The sequence below is a fragment of the Streptomyces sp. NPDC093598 genome (genome assembly GCF_044764825.1).
Lineage (GTDB): Bacteria > Actinomycetota > Actinomycetes > Streptomycetales > Streptomycetaceae > Streptomyces.
Genome location: NZ_JBIWIV010000014.1, coordinates 188,106 through 203,451 on the forward strand (window position 1 = coordinate 188,106; position 15,346 = coordinate 203,451).

16 protein-coding genes and 1 pseudogene are annotated in these 15,346 nt (G+C 70.6%); 8 read left to right on the forward strand and 9 right to left on the reverse strand.

Annotated features, from left to right (window positions below):
• The first annotated feature begins 2 nt into the window (after positions 1 to 2).
• Both ACIRDU_RS30930 and ACIRDU_RS30935 read left to right on the forward strand, forming a co-directional pair.
• The gene (locus tag ACIRDU_RS30930; RefSeq protein ID WP_403585522.1) at positions 3 to 992 is read left to right on the forward strand and encodes a hypothetical protein; all 990 of its coding nucleotides are present in this window, start codon (positions 3 to 5) and stop codon (positions 990 to 992) included.
• Between the two features lie 3 nt (positions 993 to 995).
• Positions 996 to 1,874: a DUF6339 family protein gene (locus tag ACIRDU_RS30935; protein WP_403585525.1), complete on the forward strand. Its 879-nt coding sequence runs from the start codon at positions 996 to 998 to the stop codon at positions 1,872 to 1,874.
• Between the two features lie 14 nt (positions 1,875 to 1,888).
• On the opposite strand, the gene ACIRDU_RS30940 is transcribed toward ACIRDU_RS30935, so the two are convergent.
• The 5 genes from ACIRDU_RS30940 to ACIRDU_RS30960 form a co-directional block, all read right to left on the reverse strand.
• Positions 1,889 to 3,247 (reverse strand): DNA cytosine methyltransferase, encoded by a 1,359-nt coding sequence (locus tag ACIRDU_RS30940; protein WP_403585529.1) that lies wholly within the window; start codon positions 3,245 to 3,247, stop codon positions 1,889 to 1,891.
• 11 nt (positions 3,248 to 3,258) lie between these two features.
• On the reverse strand, positions 3,259 to 4,254 hold the full coding sequence (locus ACIRDU_RS30945; protein ID WP_403585532.1) for a DNA cytosine methyltransferase: 996 nt from the start codon (positions 4,252 to 4,254) through the stop codon (positions 3,259 to 3,261).
• Positions 4,251 to 4,652 carry a very short patch repair endonuclease gene (locus tag ACIRDU_RS30950; RefSeq protein ID WP_403585571.1) on the reverse strand — a complete coding sequence of 134 codons (402 nt, stop codon included), beginning with the start codon at positions 4,650 to 4,652 and terminating at the stop codon, positions 4,251 to 4,253. Before ACIRDU_RS30950 ends, ACIRDU_RS30945 begins: the two co-directional genes overlap by 4 nt.
• Before the next feature lie 339 nt (positions 4,653 to 4,991).
• On the reverse strand, positions 4,992 to 6,008 hold the full coding sequence (locus ACIRDU_RS30955; protein WP_403585535.1) for an SEC-C domain-containing protein: 1,017 nt from the start codon (positions 6,006 to 6,008) through the stop codon (positions 4,992 to 4,994).
• Between the two features lie 128 nt (positions 6,009 to 6,136).
• Positions 6,137 to 7,612 (reverse strand): beta-1,6-galactanase, encoded by a 1,476-nt coding sequence (locus tag ACIRDU_RS30960; protein WP_403585537.1) that lies wholly within the window; start codon positions 7,610 to 7,612, stop codon positions 6,137 to 6,139.
• A gap of 223 nt (positions 7,613 to 7,835) precedes the next feature.
• On the opposite strand from ACIRDU_RS30960, the gene ACIRDU_RS30965 reads away from it, so the two are divergent.
• The 3 genes from ACIRDU_RS30965 (at position 7,836) to ACIRDU_RS30975 (ending at position 9,943) form a co-directional block, all read left to right on the forward strand.
• Complete coding sequence (locus ACIRDU_RS30965; protein WP_403585540.1) at positions 7,836 to 8,147, forward strand: DUF6412 domain-containing protein; 312 nt, start codon at positions 7,836 to 7,838, stop codon at positions 8,145 to 8,147.
• 90 nt (positions 8,148 to 8,237) lie between these two features.
• Entirely contained in the window at positions 8,238 to 8,942 is a 705-nt protein-coding gene (locus ACIRDU_RS30970) for a YidC/Oxa1 family membrane protein insertase (protein WP_403585542.1), read from the forward strand.
• A 143-nt stretch (positions 8,943 to 9,085) separates the two neighbouring features.
• Complete coding sequence (locus ACIRDU_RS30975; protein WP_403585545.1) at positions 9,086 to 9,943, forward strand: fumarylacetoacetate hydrolase family protein; 858 nt, start codon at positions 9,086 to 9,088, stop codon at positions 9,941 to 9,943.
• Positions 9,944 to 10,037: 94 nt separating this feature from the next.
• Here ACIRDU_RS30975 and ACIRDU_RS30980 read toward each other — a convergent pair whose 3' ends face one another.
• The 3 genes from ACIRDU_RS30980 to ACIRDU_RS30990 all read right to left on the reverse strand — a co-directional run bounded on the left by ACIRDU_RS30980 (position 10,038) and on the right by ACIRDU_RS30990 (position 12,603).
• Complete coding sequence (locus ACIRDU_RS30980; protein WP_403585547.1) at positions 10,038 to 10,904, reverse strand: LLM class F420-dependent oxidoreductase; 867 nt, start codon at positions 10,902 to 10,904, stop codon at positions 10,038 to 10,040.
• An 89-nt stretch (positions 10,905 to 10,993) separates the two neighbouring features.
• On the reverse strand, positions 10,994 to 11,515 hold the full coding sequence (locus tag ACIRDU_RS30985; RefSeq protein WP_403585550.1) for a heme-degrading domain-containing protein: 522 nt from the start codon (positions 11,513 to 11,515) through the stop codon (positions 10,994 to 10,996).
• Positions 11,512 to 12,603, reverse strand: coding sequence for a Gfo/Idh/MocA family oxidoreductase (locus ACIRDU_RS30990; RefSeq protein WP_403585552.1), 1,092 nt, complete (start codon positions 12,601 to 12,603; stop codon positions 11,512 to 11,514). Before ACIRDU_RS30990 ends, ACIRDU_RS30985 begins: the two co-directional genes overlap by 4 nt.
• A 95-nt stretch (positions 12,604 to 12,698) precedes the next feature.
• Here ACIRDU_RS30990 and ACIRDU_RS30995 point away from each other — a divergent pair, with 95 nt between their 5' ends.
• Positions 12,699 to 13,784, forward strand: a complete 1,086-nt coding sequence (locus ACIRDU_RS30995; protein ID WP_403585573.1) for an ROK family transcriptional regulator — start codon at positions 12,699 to 12,701, stop codon at positions 13,782 to 13,784.
• Between the two features lie 96 nt (positions 13,785 to 13,880).
• On the opposite strand, the gene ACIRDU_RS31000 is transcribed toward ACIRDU_RS30995, so the two are convergent.
• The gene (locus ACIRDU_RS31000) at positions 13,881 to 14,714 is read right to left on the reverse strand and encodes a TetR/AcrR family transcriptional regulator (protein WP_403585555.1); all 834 of its coding nucleotides are present in this window, start codon (positions 14,712 to 14,714) and stop codon (positions 13,881 to 13,883) included.
• Between the two features lie 120 nt (positions 14,715 to 14,834).
• Here ACIRDU_RS31000 and ACIRDU_RS31005 point away from each other — a divergent pair, with 120 nt between their 5' ends.
• Together ACIRDU_RS31005 and ACIRDU_RS31010 are read left to right on the forward strand one after the other, a co-directional pair.
• Entirely contained in the window at positions 14,835 to 15,050 is a 216-nt protein-coding gene (locus ACIRDU_RS31005) for a hypothetical protein (protein WP_403585557.1), read from the forward strand.
• A gap of 108 nt (positions 15,051 to 15,158) precedes the next feature.
• Positions 15,159 to 15,346: pseudogene (locus ACIRDU_RS31010) on the forward strand (IS5/IS1182 family transposase); the annotation flags it as partial.

The following is a 15,346-nucleotide window of genomic DNA, read 5'->3' on the forward strand; positions in this document are numbered from 1 at the left end:
CGGTGAAGTTCTACCCGTACAAGCGGCTCAGCCGGCCGGTTGCCCTCAGGGTGACCTCGGTCTCCCTCAAGCTTCCCGACGGGACCAGGGATCAACTGGAGACCACCGCCTACTCGACCCAACAGCAAGCCGTGGCGCTCGGCATCGCAGGTCACACCGACTGGGTGAGCGCCACGATCGGCCTTTCGGCGACGCTGCCGCCCGGGGCCAACGCGCCGGACGCGGCTTGGTCCGAGCTTCGCGTCCTCGCCGTACTGACGGACGGCGAGACCAACGTCCGCACCTCCGCGGACCTCACACGTGAAGCGGAGGACGGCCGAGACTGGGCGGGCTCGATCGAGGTACTCCGCGACAACCATTTGAGTCGGGCCTCCCTCGCCGTGCATGCGGTCGGGACGGTGGACGGCGTGCGAGGACGCTCCATCGCGGAGACGGACCGAAGTTGGATCATCGACACCGTTTCCGAGGAGCCGGTTCGTGGGCTCCAACTGGACGTCCAGAAAGCATCGTTCAGCAAGAGCTCCAGACAGTGGCTGCGCGCCTACGCCGACGTGCCCTGGATCGTGGACACTTCGGCCCGCGTCCCCACCGTGTTCGTGAACACCGACGTGGAGGGGATCCTCGGGTTGCTGGACAGCAGCGGCACCGGTCTGGACAGCAAGGTGCGTGACCTCTTGGTCGCTCAGATGGCCACTGACGTCTGGACCGCGGTCTTCCACGGCGCCATCGGCGACCTGGAGGTGGAACCCGGCGGCGGCCCGGTCTTCCCGACCGACTGGCAGGGCGAGGTGCTGCGGGAGATGCTCCCCGACGTGGTTCCAGGCGTGCATGTCGAGGAGGCTCTCAGGCAGGTCCATCGCCGGCGCACAGGCGACTCGGGCTGGGTGGAGCTGCAGACCCGCATCCACTACGCGGCGGCACGACGTGCCGACGCCAACAAGGCGCTTGCCTACGCCATCCGCGGTCTGGAACAGATGAACCGAGAGAAGTGAGACGTGATCACCCCACCGAACCACGTACCGGAGCGTTTGGCGCTGCTCACCGGCTCGGCCGTCGATCCGTTTCTCACCGAGGAGCTGCTCAAAGCGGAGCAGGTGCATGGTGGCATCGATCTCGCCAAGGTCGTCGAGCCGCTTCCTGAGGACGACGCCAGATGGTCGACCGAGCCGATCCGAAGCCTGTTGGACGACGCCATGTACGAGTTCCAGGAGGACCGTACCCGCGCCGACGCGTGGCTGGCGCCGCGACTGCATGCCACGCTGCGCCTGACGCGGCGGGAGGCGGCGGACAAGCGACTGTGGAATCACATCGCCCTGGCGGTGGCCCCCGACTACGTCGTTTGGCGTCATCTGTCGGAGGCGACCGCGAGCAGGCCGGTGAGGCGCGTCGCAGCGGATCGCTTTCGGGGTCCCGCGGACCGTCAGTGTTTCTCGCGCCTGTGGTGGGCGGCTGAACTCTTCCGGAACGGTCCGGACTACGAGCCCGTCGAGGTCGCTTGCGGAAATCAGGACCTCATCCACACTGTTCTCCGGATGGAGCTGATCGATCACCGTCCCACTGCTCAGGCGCTCGTCCGTCTCCTGAAAAGCGGGCAGGTCACCACCGGTCGAGAGGTCAACGGTCTCAGCGTGGCGATCAATACGGCGGGAGCGACCCTGACCTACGACGCCCTCGCGCCGGACGAGCCCAGGGACCCCAGCCGTTTGCGAGAGTGGATCGCAGAGGCGGACACGGCGCCGCCGGTGGCACGACACGTACTCCCGGAAGGGCCCGACGAGGACCCGGCCCCGGCGGGGTCCGTTGCTGCGCTCACCGACTACTTCACAGAGTTGTTCGAGTCAGCACCGGTCAGGGGCAGGAAGAGCGAGGACTGAACGGCGTCCTTGAGCTATCGCGGGGACGCCTTCTTCTTGCGCGGGCGCGAGGCCGAGCTGGGCGGCGCCTGGTCCTCAGGGTGCGGGCAGCGGGCGGTGCAGTCGTCCGCTGCCCCGCACCCCTGGCTCCGTAGCTTGGCGCGCTGTTCCTCCGTAGCCGGCTGCCACGGTGTCCTCAGTGCGTCAGGGGTCGGCGCGGGAAGACCGAGCGCGGCGCTCAGCAGGTGCGCACCGAACAGGGGCGGTACGGCATTACCCACTTGCTGGGCCTGTGCCGTACCGGACCAGGGGTAGTCGGGCGGGAAACTCTGCAGTATTCCCGCCTCGTTCATGCTGAAGCGGGGGCCCTCGTAGACGATGTCGTCGTCGAGGTGTTCGAAGACCACGAAGCGGGAGATGCGGCCGGTGACGGTGGCGGCGGGCTGCCGGTCGGTCCGTACGCCACGGCGCCCCGGATTTCCGGAGCTGCCGTAGTTCGAGCGCACGAGGAAGGGGGTTCTGCGCCCCAGGTGCGTGCCCACCGGGTCGGCCAATGCCTTGCCCATCGACGTCCACTGCTCCAGCTCGTCGTCCTCCTCCCGGCGTACCCGAGGTTCCGGGGCGCTCTCCTCGTCAAGGGTCGGCTGATGGATCTGAGCCGAGATCCCCTCGTTCCTGCGATTCCACTCCTTCGCCTCGTAGGCGCGGTGGGTCGGCGCGGGCAGCGAAGGCTCACCGAGCCCGTCACGACGAGCGATCAGTACGGCTCGGGACCGCGTCTGCGGCACTCCGTAGGTCTCGGTGTCGAGGACGTCGACGACGACCTTGTACTTGGTGCCGTCGGGGAGGCCGGTGTTCTCCAGCACCAGGGCGTAGTGATGCCAGAGCGCCTCGACCGCGGGGACCTGCTCCAGAACGATGACGTCGTACGGTCGGTTGCCGCGGTTCGGGCTCCTGGTCGCCTGGATCGCGTACCGGAGGGGTTCGAGGACCAACGCGGTGCGCGGGTCGCTGAGGTTCTTCAGCTCCTTGTCGATCTCCTCGTCGGAGTCGCCCGCCATGAGTCGCTCGATGTATCCCTTGACTTCCTCCAGGGCCTTGCGGCCGGCGCCGCTCCCGGCCACCGAGTACGTCTGACACGGGGGGCCACCGGCGAGCACGTTGATCTCCGGCGGCAACGATTCGAACGCTTCCCGGCGTACCGCGCTCACATCGGCGTGGAGGGTGTCCAGTCCGGCCGCGTACCGCGTCAGGCACGCGCTTCTGTCCCACTCGATACCGAGACTGGGGATGTCGAGTGCGTGCCCGGCGACGTCCAGCCCTCCGGGCCCCGCGAAGAGATCCAGGACAAAGGGCTTGTCGAGGATGGACTGGTGTGGCGCCGCGCTGGTCATGTGGCGGAAGTCTAGCCGGCCGCGGACACTGCCGGCTCGCCGTCCAGAGCTTCGGCGAAGGCCCGTCCCAGCGCCTCTGCGACGGGTGGCGGCGTCGCATGGCCGATCTGGCGGTAGCGGGCGGTCTTGAGCCCGGCGATCTCCCAGGAGTCGGGAAACCCCTGCAGCAGCGCTGCCTGTTCAACCGTGATTTTCACCATGTTTTCCCTGCCGAGTTCGGGATCCCATGCGAACTCAGGGCCGGGAACCGTGTCGCCGAGCGTGTGAGCATTGACGCCCATCGTCGCCCACTTGCGCTTGGCTCCGGTCGGTCCCAGGTCGGCGCCGCCCCGGTTCTTCGACCCTCCGACCAGTGTGGGAGCCGGTTGATCGGCTTGGGCGGCCCAGCGGGCGGCATCCCGCCAACCGCGCGAGGCCATGGACGGCCCCAGAGCGGCGCCGACCGTCGTCGGCTCCAGCACGGTCGGCGAGGGCGGTCGGAACGCTTGGGCCCGATTCCGTTCGACGGCCACGAGGACGCCCTGTTTGCGGCTCTGCGGAACGCCGAAATCGACGGCGTTCAAGACGAACCAGCTGAATTCGTACCCCAAGTGGGCCAGTTCGGCCCGGGCGAAGTCACGGAACGGCTGATACTCATCCGCGTCAGCGAGCCCGGGAACGTTCTCTATGAGCACAGCCCGAGGCCTGATCGCATGTACGAGGTACACAGCGGCCTCCAACAGCCGCTCTTCCACACCTGAATCCGCCCGTCCGACGGTCGCACTCGACTTCACCCGCGGCAGGCCCGCCGCGAGGAGATCCACGTCGTAGCTCACCGGGTGCTCGGCCGGGTCGAAGTCCAGCAGGTCGGTGTGCAACACGTTCCAGCGCGGCCGATTGCTCCGCAGGGTCGTCACGGCGGGAGCGTCGTCGTCCAGTAGCAGGCGCGGCATGAACCCCGCCCGCTCCAGACCGAGAGCAAGTCCACCCGCCCCGGAGCACACATCCACAAAGGTGAGTCCGCTCACTCTTCTTTCCCCCTTGTTCGTTCCGACCGACATCGCTGCACGGCTGCCGCCACCCGTACGGCTACTTCTTCGGGAGCTTCGTGCTCCCAGAACCGCAGCACGGTCCACCCCGCTGCGAGCAGATGCTCCGTCGTTTCCCGGTCACGGGCCATGTTCCGGTCCAACTTGGTGCGCCACCAGTCGGCGTTGGCCTTTGGGTGTGTGGCGTGCTGGGGGCAGCCGTGCCAGAAGCACCCGTCGATGAGGACCGCGACCTTGGCCCTGGGGAACGCCACGTCGATACGCCGTCTGGGCAGGCCCGGCACGGGAAACTCCACGCGGTAGCGCAGCCCGGCCGCGTGCAGCAGTCGCCGCACGGCCAGCTCGACGGCCGTGTCCTTGCTCGCCTGCCTGCTCATTCGGGCCGAGACGCCCGGAGACGAAGGCGTCATGCTGTTCACTGTCGAGCCTCACGCATGCATGTCGTCACGGTCGATGATCGCTGCTTCCGGGCTTGAGCTGATCCGCACTCGATCACTCATGGCGATGTGCTCAGTTCTAGCAGTAGCCACCGACATACAAGGGGTTTTTGCCGCCGCCTGATGGTTCTCGGACTGCCGGGCCGCCCGCTTCCTGGCCATTGTCGCGCCTTTGCGCCCCGCATCGAGGGCGCTTCACCTGGCCGCGCTGGGTTCGGCGTCGGCTGCGCCGATGGCCCTCGGGCCACCCTCGGAGGGGGCGGGCGCGTCAGCCGGACCTCAAGCAGTGCTGCCGTGGCACTCGCCGTACGCCGTGCCCGACCCGCACCAGCAAGCCGCCCCCCGCTGCGGCGGCCAAGCCACCGCCCGCCCCCGCGCCGCCAGTGTCGTCGCGTACTGGGGGAGGAGTGTCGCGTCGCCGGGGGACGAGCCCTCCGAGGCTGCGAAGGCCTCGTAGGACGGGACCGTGCCCGTGACGATGCCCAGGTTCGGGGTGCCGGACGTGGCGAGTTCTCGGAGGGACTGCTCTATCGAGGAGAGGTGGTCGGTGTGGGAGGGGTACTCCGACGTGAGGGTCGGGTACGCCTCCAGGAGTTCCGTCAGTTCCGGGGCCGGCCAGTGCAGGATCGCCACCGGGAAGGGGCGGGAGAGGGCCTCCCGGTACGCGCCCAGTTCTGCTCGGAGGCGGAGGATCTCCGCCTCCAGTTCCGCGGGGTTCTCCGAGCCCAGGGACCAGACCCGCTTGGGGTCGTGGAGTTCGTCCAGGGTGATCGGGAGGGAGTGGACTGTGTCCGCCAGGGCGTCCCATTCGTCGTGGGACCTGCCCAGCATGCGCCGTACGCGGTGGCGGCCGAAGAGGAGGGGGTGGGTGGCGTAGGGCGGCTCCGCGACGTCCGTCAGGAGGCGGAGTACGGCCTCGGTGAAGGTGTCGTGGGCTGCTTCCAGTTCGTCGTGGGATTCGAGGGACTCCGCCACGATCACCCAGGGTGCCGGGTCCTTGGGGGACGCCATCCGGACGCCCTCGATGATCGCGCGGGCCTCGGCCTCGTGGCCGTACTCCCAGAGGTTGGAGGCCTTGAGCGCCCGTACCAGGTGGGGGTTCTCCAGGCCGTCGGGGCTGGAGAGCAGGCGGTCGTAGAGCGTGGTCGCGGTGGGGCGGTCGCCGGAGAGCTCCAGGTGGGCCGCCGCCCGCAGCAGCAGGGCCTCGGCGTCCTCGGGATACAGGCCGGCGGTCCGCTCCAGGCGTGCCGCCTCGGCGGTGTGGTCGACGTTTTCGGCAGGCGTGTCGGGGCGCATGGGGGACACCGTACTGCCGGGAGGTGACGAGCGTGAGAGATGCGCAGGCCAGACCACCCGGCCTCCCGACTTCCCACGCTCGCCACCCAGGTTTCACGGTTCGCCCCGAACCGCCGACCGCCGCAGACTTACAGCGTCACGCCGTCGATCTGCAGGGTCTGTACCGCCTTTGCCGCGAATGGGACGCTTACGGATTTGCCGGAGAGGCGGATGTCCGAGCGGGCCGTGTAGAGGTCGCTGCCGCCCGTCGTCACCGTGTTCCAGCGCGGGACCAGGCCCCCGGAGCCGCCCGTTACCGTCGAGAAGCGGGAGAGGTCGAAGGTGAGGGTCTGGGCGGAGGTGGAGGTGTTCACCGCGACGATCACCAGGCGGCGGGCCGTCGCGTCGTACGCCGCCACCGCGTAGCCCACGCCCGTGTCCAGGATCGTCATGCCGGGGCGGATGTGGCGGCTGAACTGGGCCATCACGTAGTGCTTGGTCTGGACGGTGGTCGGCTGGAGGGTGTTCGCGTCGTAGGCGATCATCGCCCAGCCCGTCGACGGGTCCATGACCTGCCAGTAGCACCAGGCGGTGGGGTGCAGCCAGCGGAAGTCCAGGCAGAGGTTCGAGGCCATGGTCAGGCCGGTGCCGTCGCTGTCGCCCGTCTCGGAGTTCCACAGCTTCTTGCGGGAGGTGGTCACCACGTCCGTGTAGAGGAGGTCGCGGCGGCCGCCCGAGCCCTGGTAGCCGTGCACGTTGACCTGGGAGACCAGGCCCTTGGTCGTCGAGTTGAAGGACGACCACGTGGAGCGGGCCGTGTCGTAGTTGGTCTCGTCCGAGGCCGCGATGCGCAGACCGGACAGGCCCCGCTTGTCCAGCTCGCTGCGCATGTACGGCAGGACGGCCGCCTGGACCGCCGGGTCCATGTGGCAGCCCTCCTGGGTGCCGGTCGCGGTCCACCAGGTGGAGGCCGGCTCGTTGAAGGGGTCGACCGTCGCGAAGTTCACGCCCCAGTTGTTCTTCGCGTACAGGGCCGTCGCCGCCAGGTGGGAGGCGTGCTGGCGGTAGTTCCAGGTCTGGAGGTTGTTGCCGCCGCCGGAGGCGCCCGAGGGGTTGTGGTTGCTGCACATCCACCACATCGGGGAGTTGGCGAACAGCTCGGTGATCGCGCCCCGCTGCGTCGCCTTCACCAGCATCGCGCGCTGGTTGGCGTCCGCCGTCCACTTCCACGCCGAGGAGGTGGGGTCCTCGTTGTTCCAGTCCTGCCAGAAGCCCTCGATCTGCTTGAAGGCGGGGATGTTGGGCGACTTCACCATCGTCTCGCCGCCCACGCTGTTCCAGCTGCACGCGCCGAGGTTGTAGCGGGCGATGTTGAGGCCCAGGCCGGGCAGGGAGCGGCCGTTGTACGTCACGGACTTGGTGGTGAAGAACAGGTCGGCGAAGTCGTCCCGGGCGCCGAAGACATTGGCCCACCAGGCGAGGGAGGTGCCCCAGCCCTCCCAGGTGCCGTACGTCGTCGACGGATTGACGGCGATCGTGGCGTCCGCGTGCGCGGTGCCCGTCGCCAGGGCGCTGCCGAGGAACGTACCGCCTGCTGCTGCCAGCAGACTTCTGCGTCGGATCACGGCTCCTCCGTAAGGGAGATGGGGGCAGACGCCGGTCCCCGGCCCGGCGTCACAGGGGTGCCCCCGTGGTTGGTGACGAGAAGCATCGGGTGTGGCGGGTGGGTTGTCGAGAGTTCTGACGAACCTTTCTCAAACCCGTGTACGAAGTCGTGGGCCGGGGCGGGAGGGTGATCCTGTATAACGAACAACAGGGCATGCACACGTACGAGAGGAGGGGCAGTCGATGAACCGGAGCTGGGCCGCTCTGCGCCCCGCCCTCGCGCTGCTCTTCCTGCTCGTCGAGGTGGCGCTGCTCGACACCGGCAGCCTCTCCGCCACCGTCGCGCTCGCCGCGACCGCCGCCGCCTCGGCCGCCCTCGCGCTCTGCGCCGTCGTCGCCTCGCGCTGCGCGCCCGCCGTGCCGCGTACGCGGGTGCGTACGGCCATCCGTGACCGGGACCGGCGAACGGCCTTCCTGCCCCAGCGCGATCCCGACGCCCGGGGGCGGACCCGGCCCCGGGCACCCGGTCACGCCCTCCGGGCGACCGTCGCGTAGGGGCATCTCCAGACCTGAGCTGACCCCGCGCGGGTCGTCATGCCGCCATGACCCACTTCCGGCACGACGAGACCCCCGGAGGGCTCACCCATGTCCGTCTTCGCCCACTTGGTCGAGCACCTTGCCGACCTGCTCCAGCCGTTGTTCGGCGCCACGGCTGCGGCGATCGTCATGTTCACCGCGCTCGTACGACTCCTCGTCCACCCCCTGTCCCGGGCCGCCGCGCGTGGCCAGAAGGCCCGGACCGCGCTCCAGCCGAAGATCGCCGAGCTGCGCAAGAAGCACGGGAAGAACCCCGAGAAGCTCCAGAAGGCCGTGCTGGAGCTGCACGCCGAGGAGAAGGTGTCGCCGCTGGCCGGATGCCTGCCCGGGATGCTCCAGGTTCCCGCGTTCTTCCTGCTCTACCACCTGTTCTCCAGCGACACGATCGGCGGCGAGGCCAACGGGCTGCTCGGCCACCAGTTGTTCGCGGCGCCGCTGGGGGAGCGGTGGGCGGACGCGCTCCAAGGCGGTGTTCTCAGTGGAGCGGGGCTCGTGTACGCCGGGCTGTTCCTGGTCGTCGGGTGCGTCGCCGCGTTCAGCTACCGGCTCAGCAAGCGCATGATGGCCGCGAATCCGGCCGCCCAGGCCGGTGGCGGGGAGCAGATGCCCGGGCTGGGGGCGGTGACGAAGGTGATGCCGTTCATGTCGTTCTTCACGCTCGTCACCGTGGCCGTCGTGCCGCTGGCCGCCGCGCTGTACGTGGTGACCAGTACGACGTGGAGTGCCGTCGAGCGGGCCGTGCTGTACCGGTGACCAGGCGGCCGGGGTCCAGTACGTGAACGGGGTATTGCGGAGTGCACTCCCAGCTTGGAGGATCGACCAGTCCTCCGATGGCTGCCCCGCCGCATCCGGGTCGCGCGCATCGGGCGGGCGCCCGCGATCGAGGGAGATTGATCATGAAGCTGCTGCGAGTCGGTACGGCGGGGGCGGAGCGGCCCGCGCTGCTCGACGCCGAGGGGACCCTGCGGGACCTGTCGGGCATCGTCCCGGACATCGACGGCGCGCTGCTCGCCGACGCGGAGGCGCTCGGCCGGGTCCGGGCCGCCGCCGACGCCGGTGAGCTGCCCGTACTGGACGCCACCGGCCTGCGCGTCGGGCCGCCCCTCGGGCGGATCGGCAAGATCGTCTGCATCGGGCTGAACTACCACGACCATGCGCGTGAGACCGGCGCCGAGCCGCCCGCCGAACCGGTCGTCTTCATGAAGGCGCCGGACACGGTGGTCGGGCCGAACGACACGGTCCTCGTGCCGCGGCGGTCCCTCAAGACCGACTGGGAGGTCGAGCTGGCCGTCGTCATCGGGCGTACGGCCAGGTATCTCGGGTCCCCGGCGGAAGGGCTCGCGCACGTCGCCGGATACGCCGTGGCGCATGACGTGTCCGAGCGGGAGTTCCAGATCGAACGGGGCGGCACCTGGGACAAGGGGAAGAACTGCGAGACGTTCAATCCGCTGGGGCCGTGGCTGGTGACGGCCGACGAGGTGCGCGATCCGCAGGACCTGTCGCTGAAGCTGTGGGTCAACGGGGAGTTGAAGCAGGACGGGACGACGGCCGAGCAGATCTTCCCGGTGGGGGAGGTCGTGCGGTATCTCAGTCAGTTCATGACGCTGTACCCGGGCGACGTCATCAACACCGGGACGCCGGCGGGGGTGGCGCTGGGGGCGCCCGAGCCGAAGCCGTTCCTGCGGGCCGGGGATGTGGTGGAGCTGGAGATCGAGGGGCTAGGGCGGCAACGGCAGGAGTTCAAGGAGGCGTAGGCGCTCCGCTGGGGGCCGAGGAACCGCGGTCGTCGGTCGGGCTGCGGACCGTCCGTGGCCGGTCGCACAGTTCCCCGCGCCCCTGAAAGGAACGTCAGGCCAGCAGAGCCGCCACGTCGCGCCACGCCTTCCTCGGGAGGGCGTCGCGCGGCTCGCCGGTCAGGACCTGGAGCGCCACGTGGTCCGCGCCCGCCTCGAAGAAGGCGTCGATCTTGGTGCGGATCGCCGTGTCGTCGCCCCAGGCGAACAGGGCGTCGACCAGGCGGTCGCTGCCGCCGTCCTGGAGGTCGTCCTCGGTGAAGCCGTGCCGGAGGAAGTTGTTGGTGTAGTTCGGCAGGGGGAGGTAGATCTCCAGGAACTCACGGGCCAGCGCGCGGGCGCGGGCGGGGTCCGTCTCCGGGATGACGCCCAGCTCCGGGGCCAGCAGCGGGGCCTCGCCCAGGATCTCGCGGGCGTGCGCCGTGTGCTCCGGGGTGACCAGGTACGGGATCGAGCCCGCCGCCCGGTCGCGGGCCAGCCGGAGCGACTTCGGGCCCAGGGCGGCCAGGAGACGGCGGTCCGCCGGCACTCCGGCGGCGTCCAGGCCGTCGAGGTGGCCGACCAGGGCCGAGTACGGACGGGCGTACTGCTCCACCCGCTTGGCGTGGCTCACCCCGAGGCCCAGCAGGAAGCGTCCGGGGTGGGCCGACTCCAGGTCCGCGAAGGCCGTGGCGGCGGCGTCCGGTTCGTGCTGCCAGATGCTCTGGATGCTGGTGCCGACCGTGAGCTTCGAGGTCGCCTCGATCAGCGGGGCGGCGTTGGCGGCGGAGCTGTTGCCGCCCAGCCAGACGGCGCCGTAGCCGAGTTCCTCCAGTTCGGCGGCGGCCTCGGCGAGTTCGCCGCGCCGGTCCGGGTCCTCCGAGCGCAGTCCTACGCTCCAGATGCCGTACCGGCCGACGGTCTCCTTCAAGGGGGTGGTCATCAGTGGGGATCCCTCCGGTTGGGGCGCCGTGCTCGATCATGCGTACGCAGGTGCCAACCGGAGGGAGCCGGTGATGATTCCGGCGTGGCCTACCGGTTCAGGAACCGCTCCAGCGCCTCCACCACGAGCCGGTGGTCCTGGAGTTGCGGCAGTCCGGAGACCGTCACCGCACCGATCACACCCACGCCCTCGACGGTGATCGGGAAGGATCCGCCGTGGGCCGCGTAGGTGTCGGGGTCGAGGCGCGAGGACTCCTCGAACGTGCTGCCCTTGGCCCGGAAGCGGGCGCCGACCAGGTACGAGGCGGAGCCGTAGCGCTCGACCACCCGGCGCTTGCGGGCGATCCAGGCGTCGTTGTCCGGGGTGGAGCCGGGCAGCGCCGCGTGGAAGAGCTGCTGGCCGGCGCGGTGGATGTCGATGGCGACCGGGGCCTGCCGCTCCCGGGCCAGCTCGACGAGGAGCGAGCCGAGCGCCCAGGCGTCGTCGTAGGTGAACTGGCGGAACACCAGATGGCGTTCCTGCTTCTCCAGCTCCTCCAGGCTCGGGGTGAGCTCCGGGTGGAACTTCGGGGTGAGCCCCTGGCTGTGGGAGGGGGTGCTCTTGTGGGTCACAGCGTCACCGTCACCTTCTCGCGGGCCGAACGACGGGCGGCCTCCAGTACGTCCAGGGCGGCGGCCGCCTCCCGCGCGGTCACCGGGTTCGGGGCGCCCTCCAGCAGGGCCTTCGCCACGGCCGCATAGTAAGCGGGGTAGTCGCCCGGGAGGGTCGGTTCGGGGCGGCCGCCGCCGGTGACCGGGGACTGGCCGGAGCCGACGCGGCCCCACAGCGACTCGGGCTCCACCCCCCAGTCCGGGCCGGGCCGCAGTCCGTCCCGGAGCGCCGCCTCCTGGGGGTCGAGGCCGTACTTGACGTAGCCCGCGGTGGATCCCAGGACCCGGAAGCGGGGGCCGAGTTGGGCGGTCGTCGCGGAGACGTGGAGGTGGGAGCGGACGCCGCCGGCGTGCGTGATCGCGATGAACGTGTCGTCGTCCGTCTCGGCGCCCGGGCGGCGGATGTCCGACTCCGCGTAGACGGCGGCCGCCGGGCCGAAGAGGACCAGGGCCTGGTCGACGACATGGCTGCCGAGGTCGTAGAGCAGACCTCCGATCTCTGCGGGGTCGCCGGACTCCCGCCAGCCGCCCTTCGGCTTCGGACGCCAGCGCTCGAAGCGGGACTCGAACCGCCAGACGTCACCCAACTCGCCCTCGTCCAGCAGCTTGCGCAGGGTGCGGAAGTCGTTGTCCCAGCGGCGGTTCTGGAAGACGGAGAGCAGCAGTCCGCGCTCCTCGGCCAGGGCGGCCAGCGCGCGGGCCTCGGCCGCGGTGCCCGCGACGGGCTTGTCGACCACGACCGGCAGACCGGCCTCCAGCGCGGTCGTCGCGAGCGGGACGTGCGTCTTGTTCGGGGATGCCACGACGATCAGGTCCAGCTCGGCGGCCCGGTCGAACAGCTCGTCCGGCGTGGCGGCGAGGCGCACGTCCGGGAACTCGGCACGGGCCTGCTGCTGCCGTTCCGGGTTCGAGGTGACCACCGTGTCGAGGGCGAGGCCGTCGGTGGCGGCGATCAGCGGGGCGTGGAAGACGGAGCCGGCGAGGCCGTAGCCGACGAGGCCGACGCGGAGGGGTGAGCCGGGGGCTGTGCCGAGGGATGTGCCAGTCATGCCACCCACTTTCGCAACGCTGTTGCCAAAGTGCAAGCGCCGGGGACAATGGGGGCGTGAACAGGGCGGACGACCGTACGGGCGGAGTGGGCGGCATGCACGGCACCGGAGGCGGGGTGAACCTGCTCGCCCTGCGCAGCCACAACACCGCGCTGGTGCTCGACCTGCTGCGGACGGCCGGGGACGAGGGCATCAGCCGTCTCGAACTCGCCGAGCGGACCGGGCTCACCCCGCAGGCGGTCAGCAAGATCACGGCACGGCTGCGGGAGGAGGGCCTGGCGGCGGAGGCGGGACGCCGCGCCTCGACCGGCGGCAAGCCGCGCACGGTGCTGCGGCTGGTGCCGGAGGCCGGGCACGCGGTCGGGGTCCATCTGGACCGGGACGAGGTGCGGGCCGTGCTCGTGGACCTGCGGGGGACCGTGGTGGGGGAGCGGCGGGCCGCGCTGGATCTGGGGGCGGGGGCGGAGGCGGTGCTGGCGGCGGTGACGGGAGCGGTGCGGGAGTCGGTGGCCGGGCTCGGCAGCGCCCTGCTGGGGGCGGGCGTCGCGCTGCCCGGGCCGCTCGACCATGCCCGGGGTGTGCTGCACCGGGTGACCGGGTTCCCCGAGTGGGACGGCTTCCCGCTGCGGGAGGCGCTGGCGCAACGGCTCGGGGTGCCGGTCGTGGTCGACAAGGACACCAACGCGGCGGCGCTCGGCCTGGCCGCCGGGGGTGAGGGCGGCTCCTTCGCCTATCTGCACCTGGGCACGGGGCTGGGAGCCGGGCTGGTGATCGGCGGCAGTGTGCACCGGGGTGCCAGGACCGGGGCCGGGGAGTTCGGCCACCAGGTGATCCAGCTTGACGGGCCGCAGTGCACCTGCGGGAACCGGGGCTGTGTCGAGGCCCTGTGCCTCGGTGCGGTGGCGCGCGGTGATCTGGAGCAGGCGGCGCGGGTCCTGGGGGCCGGGGCGGCGAACCTGGTGGGGCTGCTCGACATCGACGTCGTCCTGCTGGGCGGCCGGACGGTGACGGCGGCGCCGGATGCTTTCGCGAACGGGGTCGGCACGGTCCTGGAGGCCCGGGCCCGGCGGACGGGCCAGGACACGGTGCCGGTACGCGTCGCGCCGGGGGGCGGCCGGGTGGTGGCAGCAGGTGCGGCCCAACTGGTGCTGGGGCCGGTGTTCGGGCGTGGGGGTGGGTGAGACGGGGATGCGGGGTTGTGAGGGCGGCTCAGCTCGTGCCCGGACCGGTGTCCGGGCGGGGAGCGGCTGAGGCGGGGACGCAGGCGGTGGGCCTGCTCAGCCGGCGTCCGGCGGGTGTTCGGACGGCAACGGTCGAGGTCCGGGCGCCGTGGTCCCGGCGGCCCTGGCGGTCTCGGTGGCCGCAGCGGGGAAGATCCTGGCCAGGTGGTAGTCCAGCACGGTCCGTACTCCCGCGAGGGACCGGCGTTCGTGCACGACGTCCAGGCCCAGCCCGACGGCTCCCGACACCAGGAGGTCGGCCTCGTGCGCCCGGTCGATGCCCGGGGCTGTGCTCCCCGCCGCCTCGCCTGCCCCGATGATGTCCGCGACGAGCCCTTCGAGCGGCTGCTCGGCCGCCAGGAAGACCGCCGCGAGCGCGGGATCGGTCAGGCTGCGCGCGTAGTACGCCGTGAACACGCGCAGCGCGAAGGTGCGTTGCTCGTCCAGCGGCAGGAACTCGTCCAGCACCGCCCGCAGCAGCCGGCACGGGTCTGTCATCCCGTACCGGATGCGCCCCCGGGCCAGCCGCTCGTTCTCCTCGTGCAGCAGGCGCAGCGCGTCGACCAGGAGGGCGTGCTTGGAGTCGAAGTGGTACTGCACGACCCGCAGCGACACCCCCGCCTCCAGCGCGATCCTGCGCATGCTCGCCGCGTCCAGGCCCTGCCCGGCCGCGATCCGCCACACCGCCTCGGCGATCCGTCGCCGCTGCCGCGCCCGGACGTCCGTCGGCCGGGACGCGGGCGGCGTGCCCGGTTCGGGCAGCGGTTGCCTGCGTCGGCGGTAGGCCCGGGCCTGGCAGCTCCGCGAACAGTAGACGGGCGGACGGCCGCGGTTCGGACGGGCCAGGGCCGTGCCGCACACCGGGCACGTCCGCATCTTTTCGTCACGCACTGTCTCACTTTAACGCGCGGAGAAAGTGTGACGTAAGAAGGGGATTGTGCTTGATGAAAAGCCCATATGCACCCTCCGGTTGATACGTTCGTAACGTCACTCCTCGCGGAAAGGAAGGCCGTGAAACACGACGTCCTGCAGGTTCTCGGCATGCTGCTGCTGGCGGTATGCATTCAGGGGCTCGCCCGGCTCGTCATCGACGACGAGCGGGGCCTGCTCGGAGGGCTTCCGGGCGGGTTCGTCCCGCTGCTGCTGACTTACGCGGTCCTCACCGCGGTCGGCGCCTGCCTGGCAGGCTGGGCCCACTCGCGCGCGAAGGCCCTGGGGCGCCGCTAGGGGGTGTCCGCAAAGTCGCGTCGTTCGCCCGGAGGGGGGGCAGGCGGGACTTTGCGGACACCCCCTAAAGGGTGTTGCATAAGGCTTGATGGCGGGCATTTTGCCTGTATGGGTGGGGTGTTGCGGGCTGATCCGGTGTGGGTGGAGACGTTCACGGGCTTGCGTATGGACCGGTTCGCGAGGCTGGTGAAGGTGGTGCGGGAGCGGGGCGGGAACGGGCCCGGTGGTGGCCGGCCGTGGTGCCTGCCGTTGGCGGACCGGGTTCTGCTGGTGGCGGTGTACTACCGCACGAACCT

Excerpts from the sequence above, each read along its gene's own strand:
- ACIRDU_RS30940 (WP_403585529.1), bottom strand. The coding sequence starts at position 3,247 with ATGACCAGCGCGGCGCCACACCAGTCCATCCTCGACAAGCCCTTTGTC.
- ACIRDU_RS30950 (WP_403585571.1), bottom strand. The coding sequence starts at position 4,652 with ATGAGCAGGCAGGCGAGCAAGGACACGGCCGTCGAGCTGGCCGTGCGG.
- ACIRDU_RS30955 (WP_403585535.1), bottom strand. The coding sequence starts at position 6,008 with ATGCGCCCCGACACGCCTGCCGAAAACGTCGACCACACCGCCGAGGCG.
- ACIRDU_RS30965 (WP_403585540.1), top strand. The coding sequence starts at position 7,836 with ATGAACCGGAGCTGGGCCGCTCTGCGCCCCGCCCTCGCGCTGCTCTTC.
- ACIRDU_RS30970 (WP_403585542.1), top strand. The coding sequence starts at position 8,238 with ATGTCCGTCTTCGCCCACTTGGTCGAGCACCTTGCCGACCTGCTCCAG.
- ACIRDU_RS30975 (WP_403585545.1), top strand. The coding sequence starts at position 9,086 with ATGAAGCTGCTGCGAGTCGGTACGGCGGGGGCGGAGCGGCCCGCGCTG.
- ACIRDU_RS30980 (WP_403585547.1), bottom strand. The coding sequence starts at position 10,904 with ATGACCACCCCCTTGAAGGAGACCGTCGGCCGGTACGGCATCTGGAGC.
- ACIRDU_RS30990 (WP_403585552.1), bottom strand. The coding sequence starts at position 12,603 with ATGACTGGCACATCCCTCGGCACAGCCCCCGGCTCACCCCTCCGCGTC.
- ACIRDU_RS30995 (WP_403585573.1), top strand. The coding sequence starts at position 12,699 with ATGCACGGCACCGGAGGCGGGGTGAACCTGCTCGCCCTGCGCAGCCAC.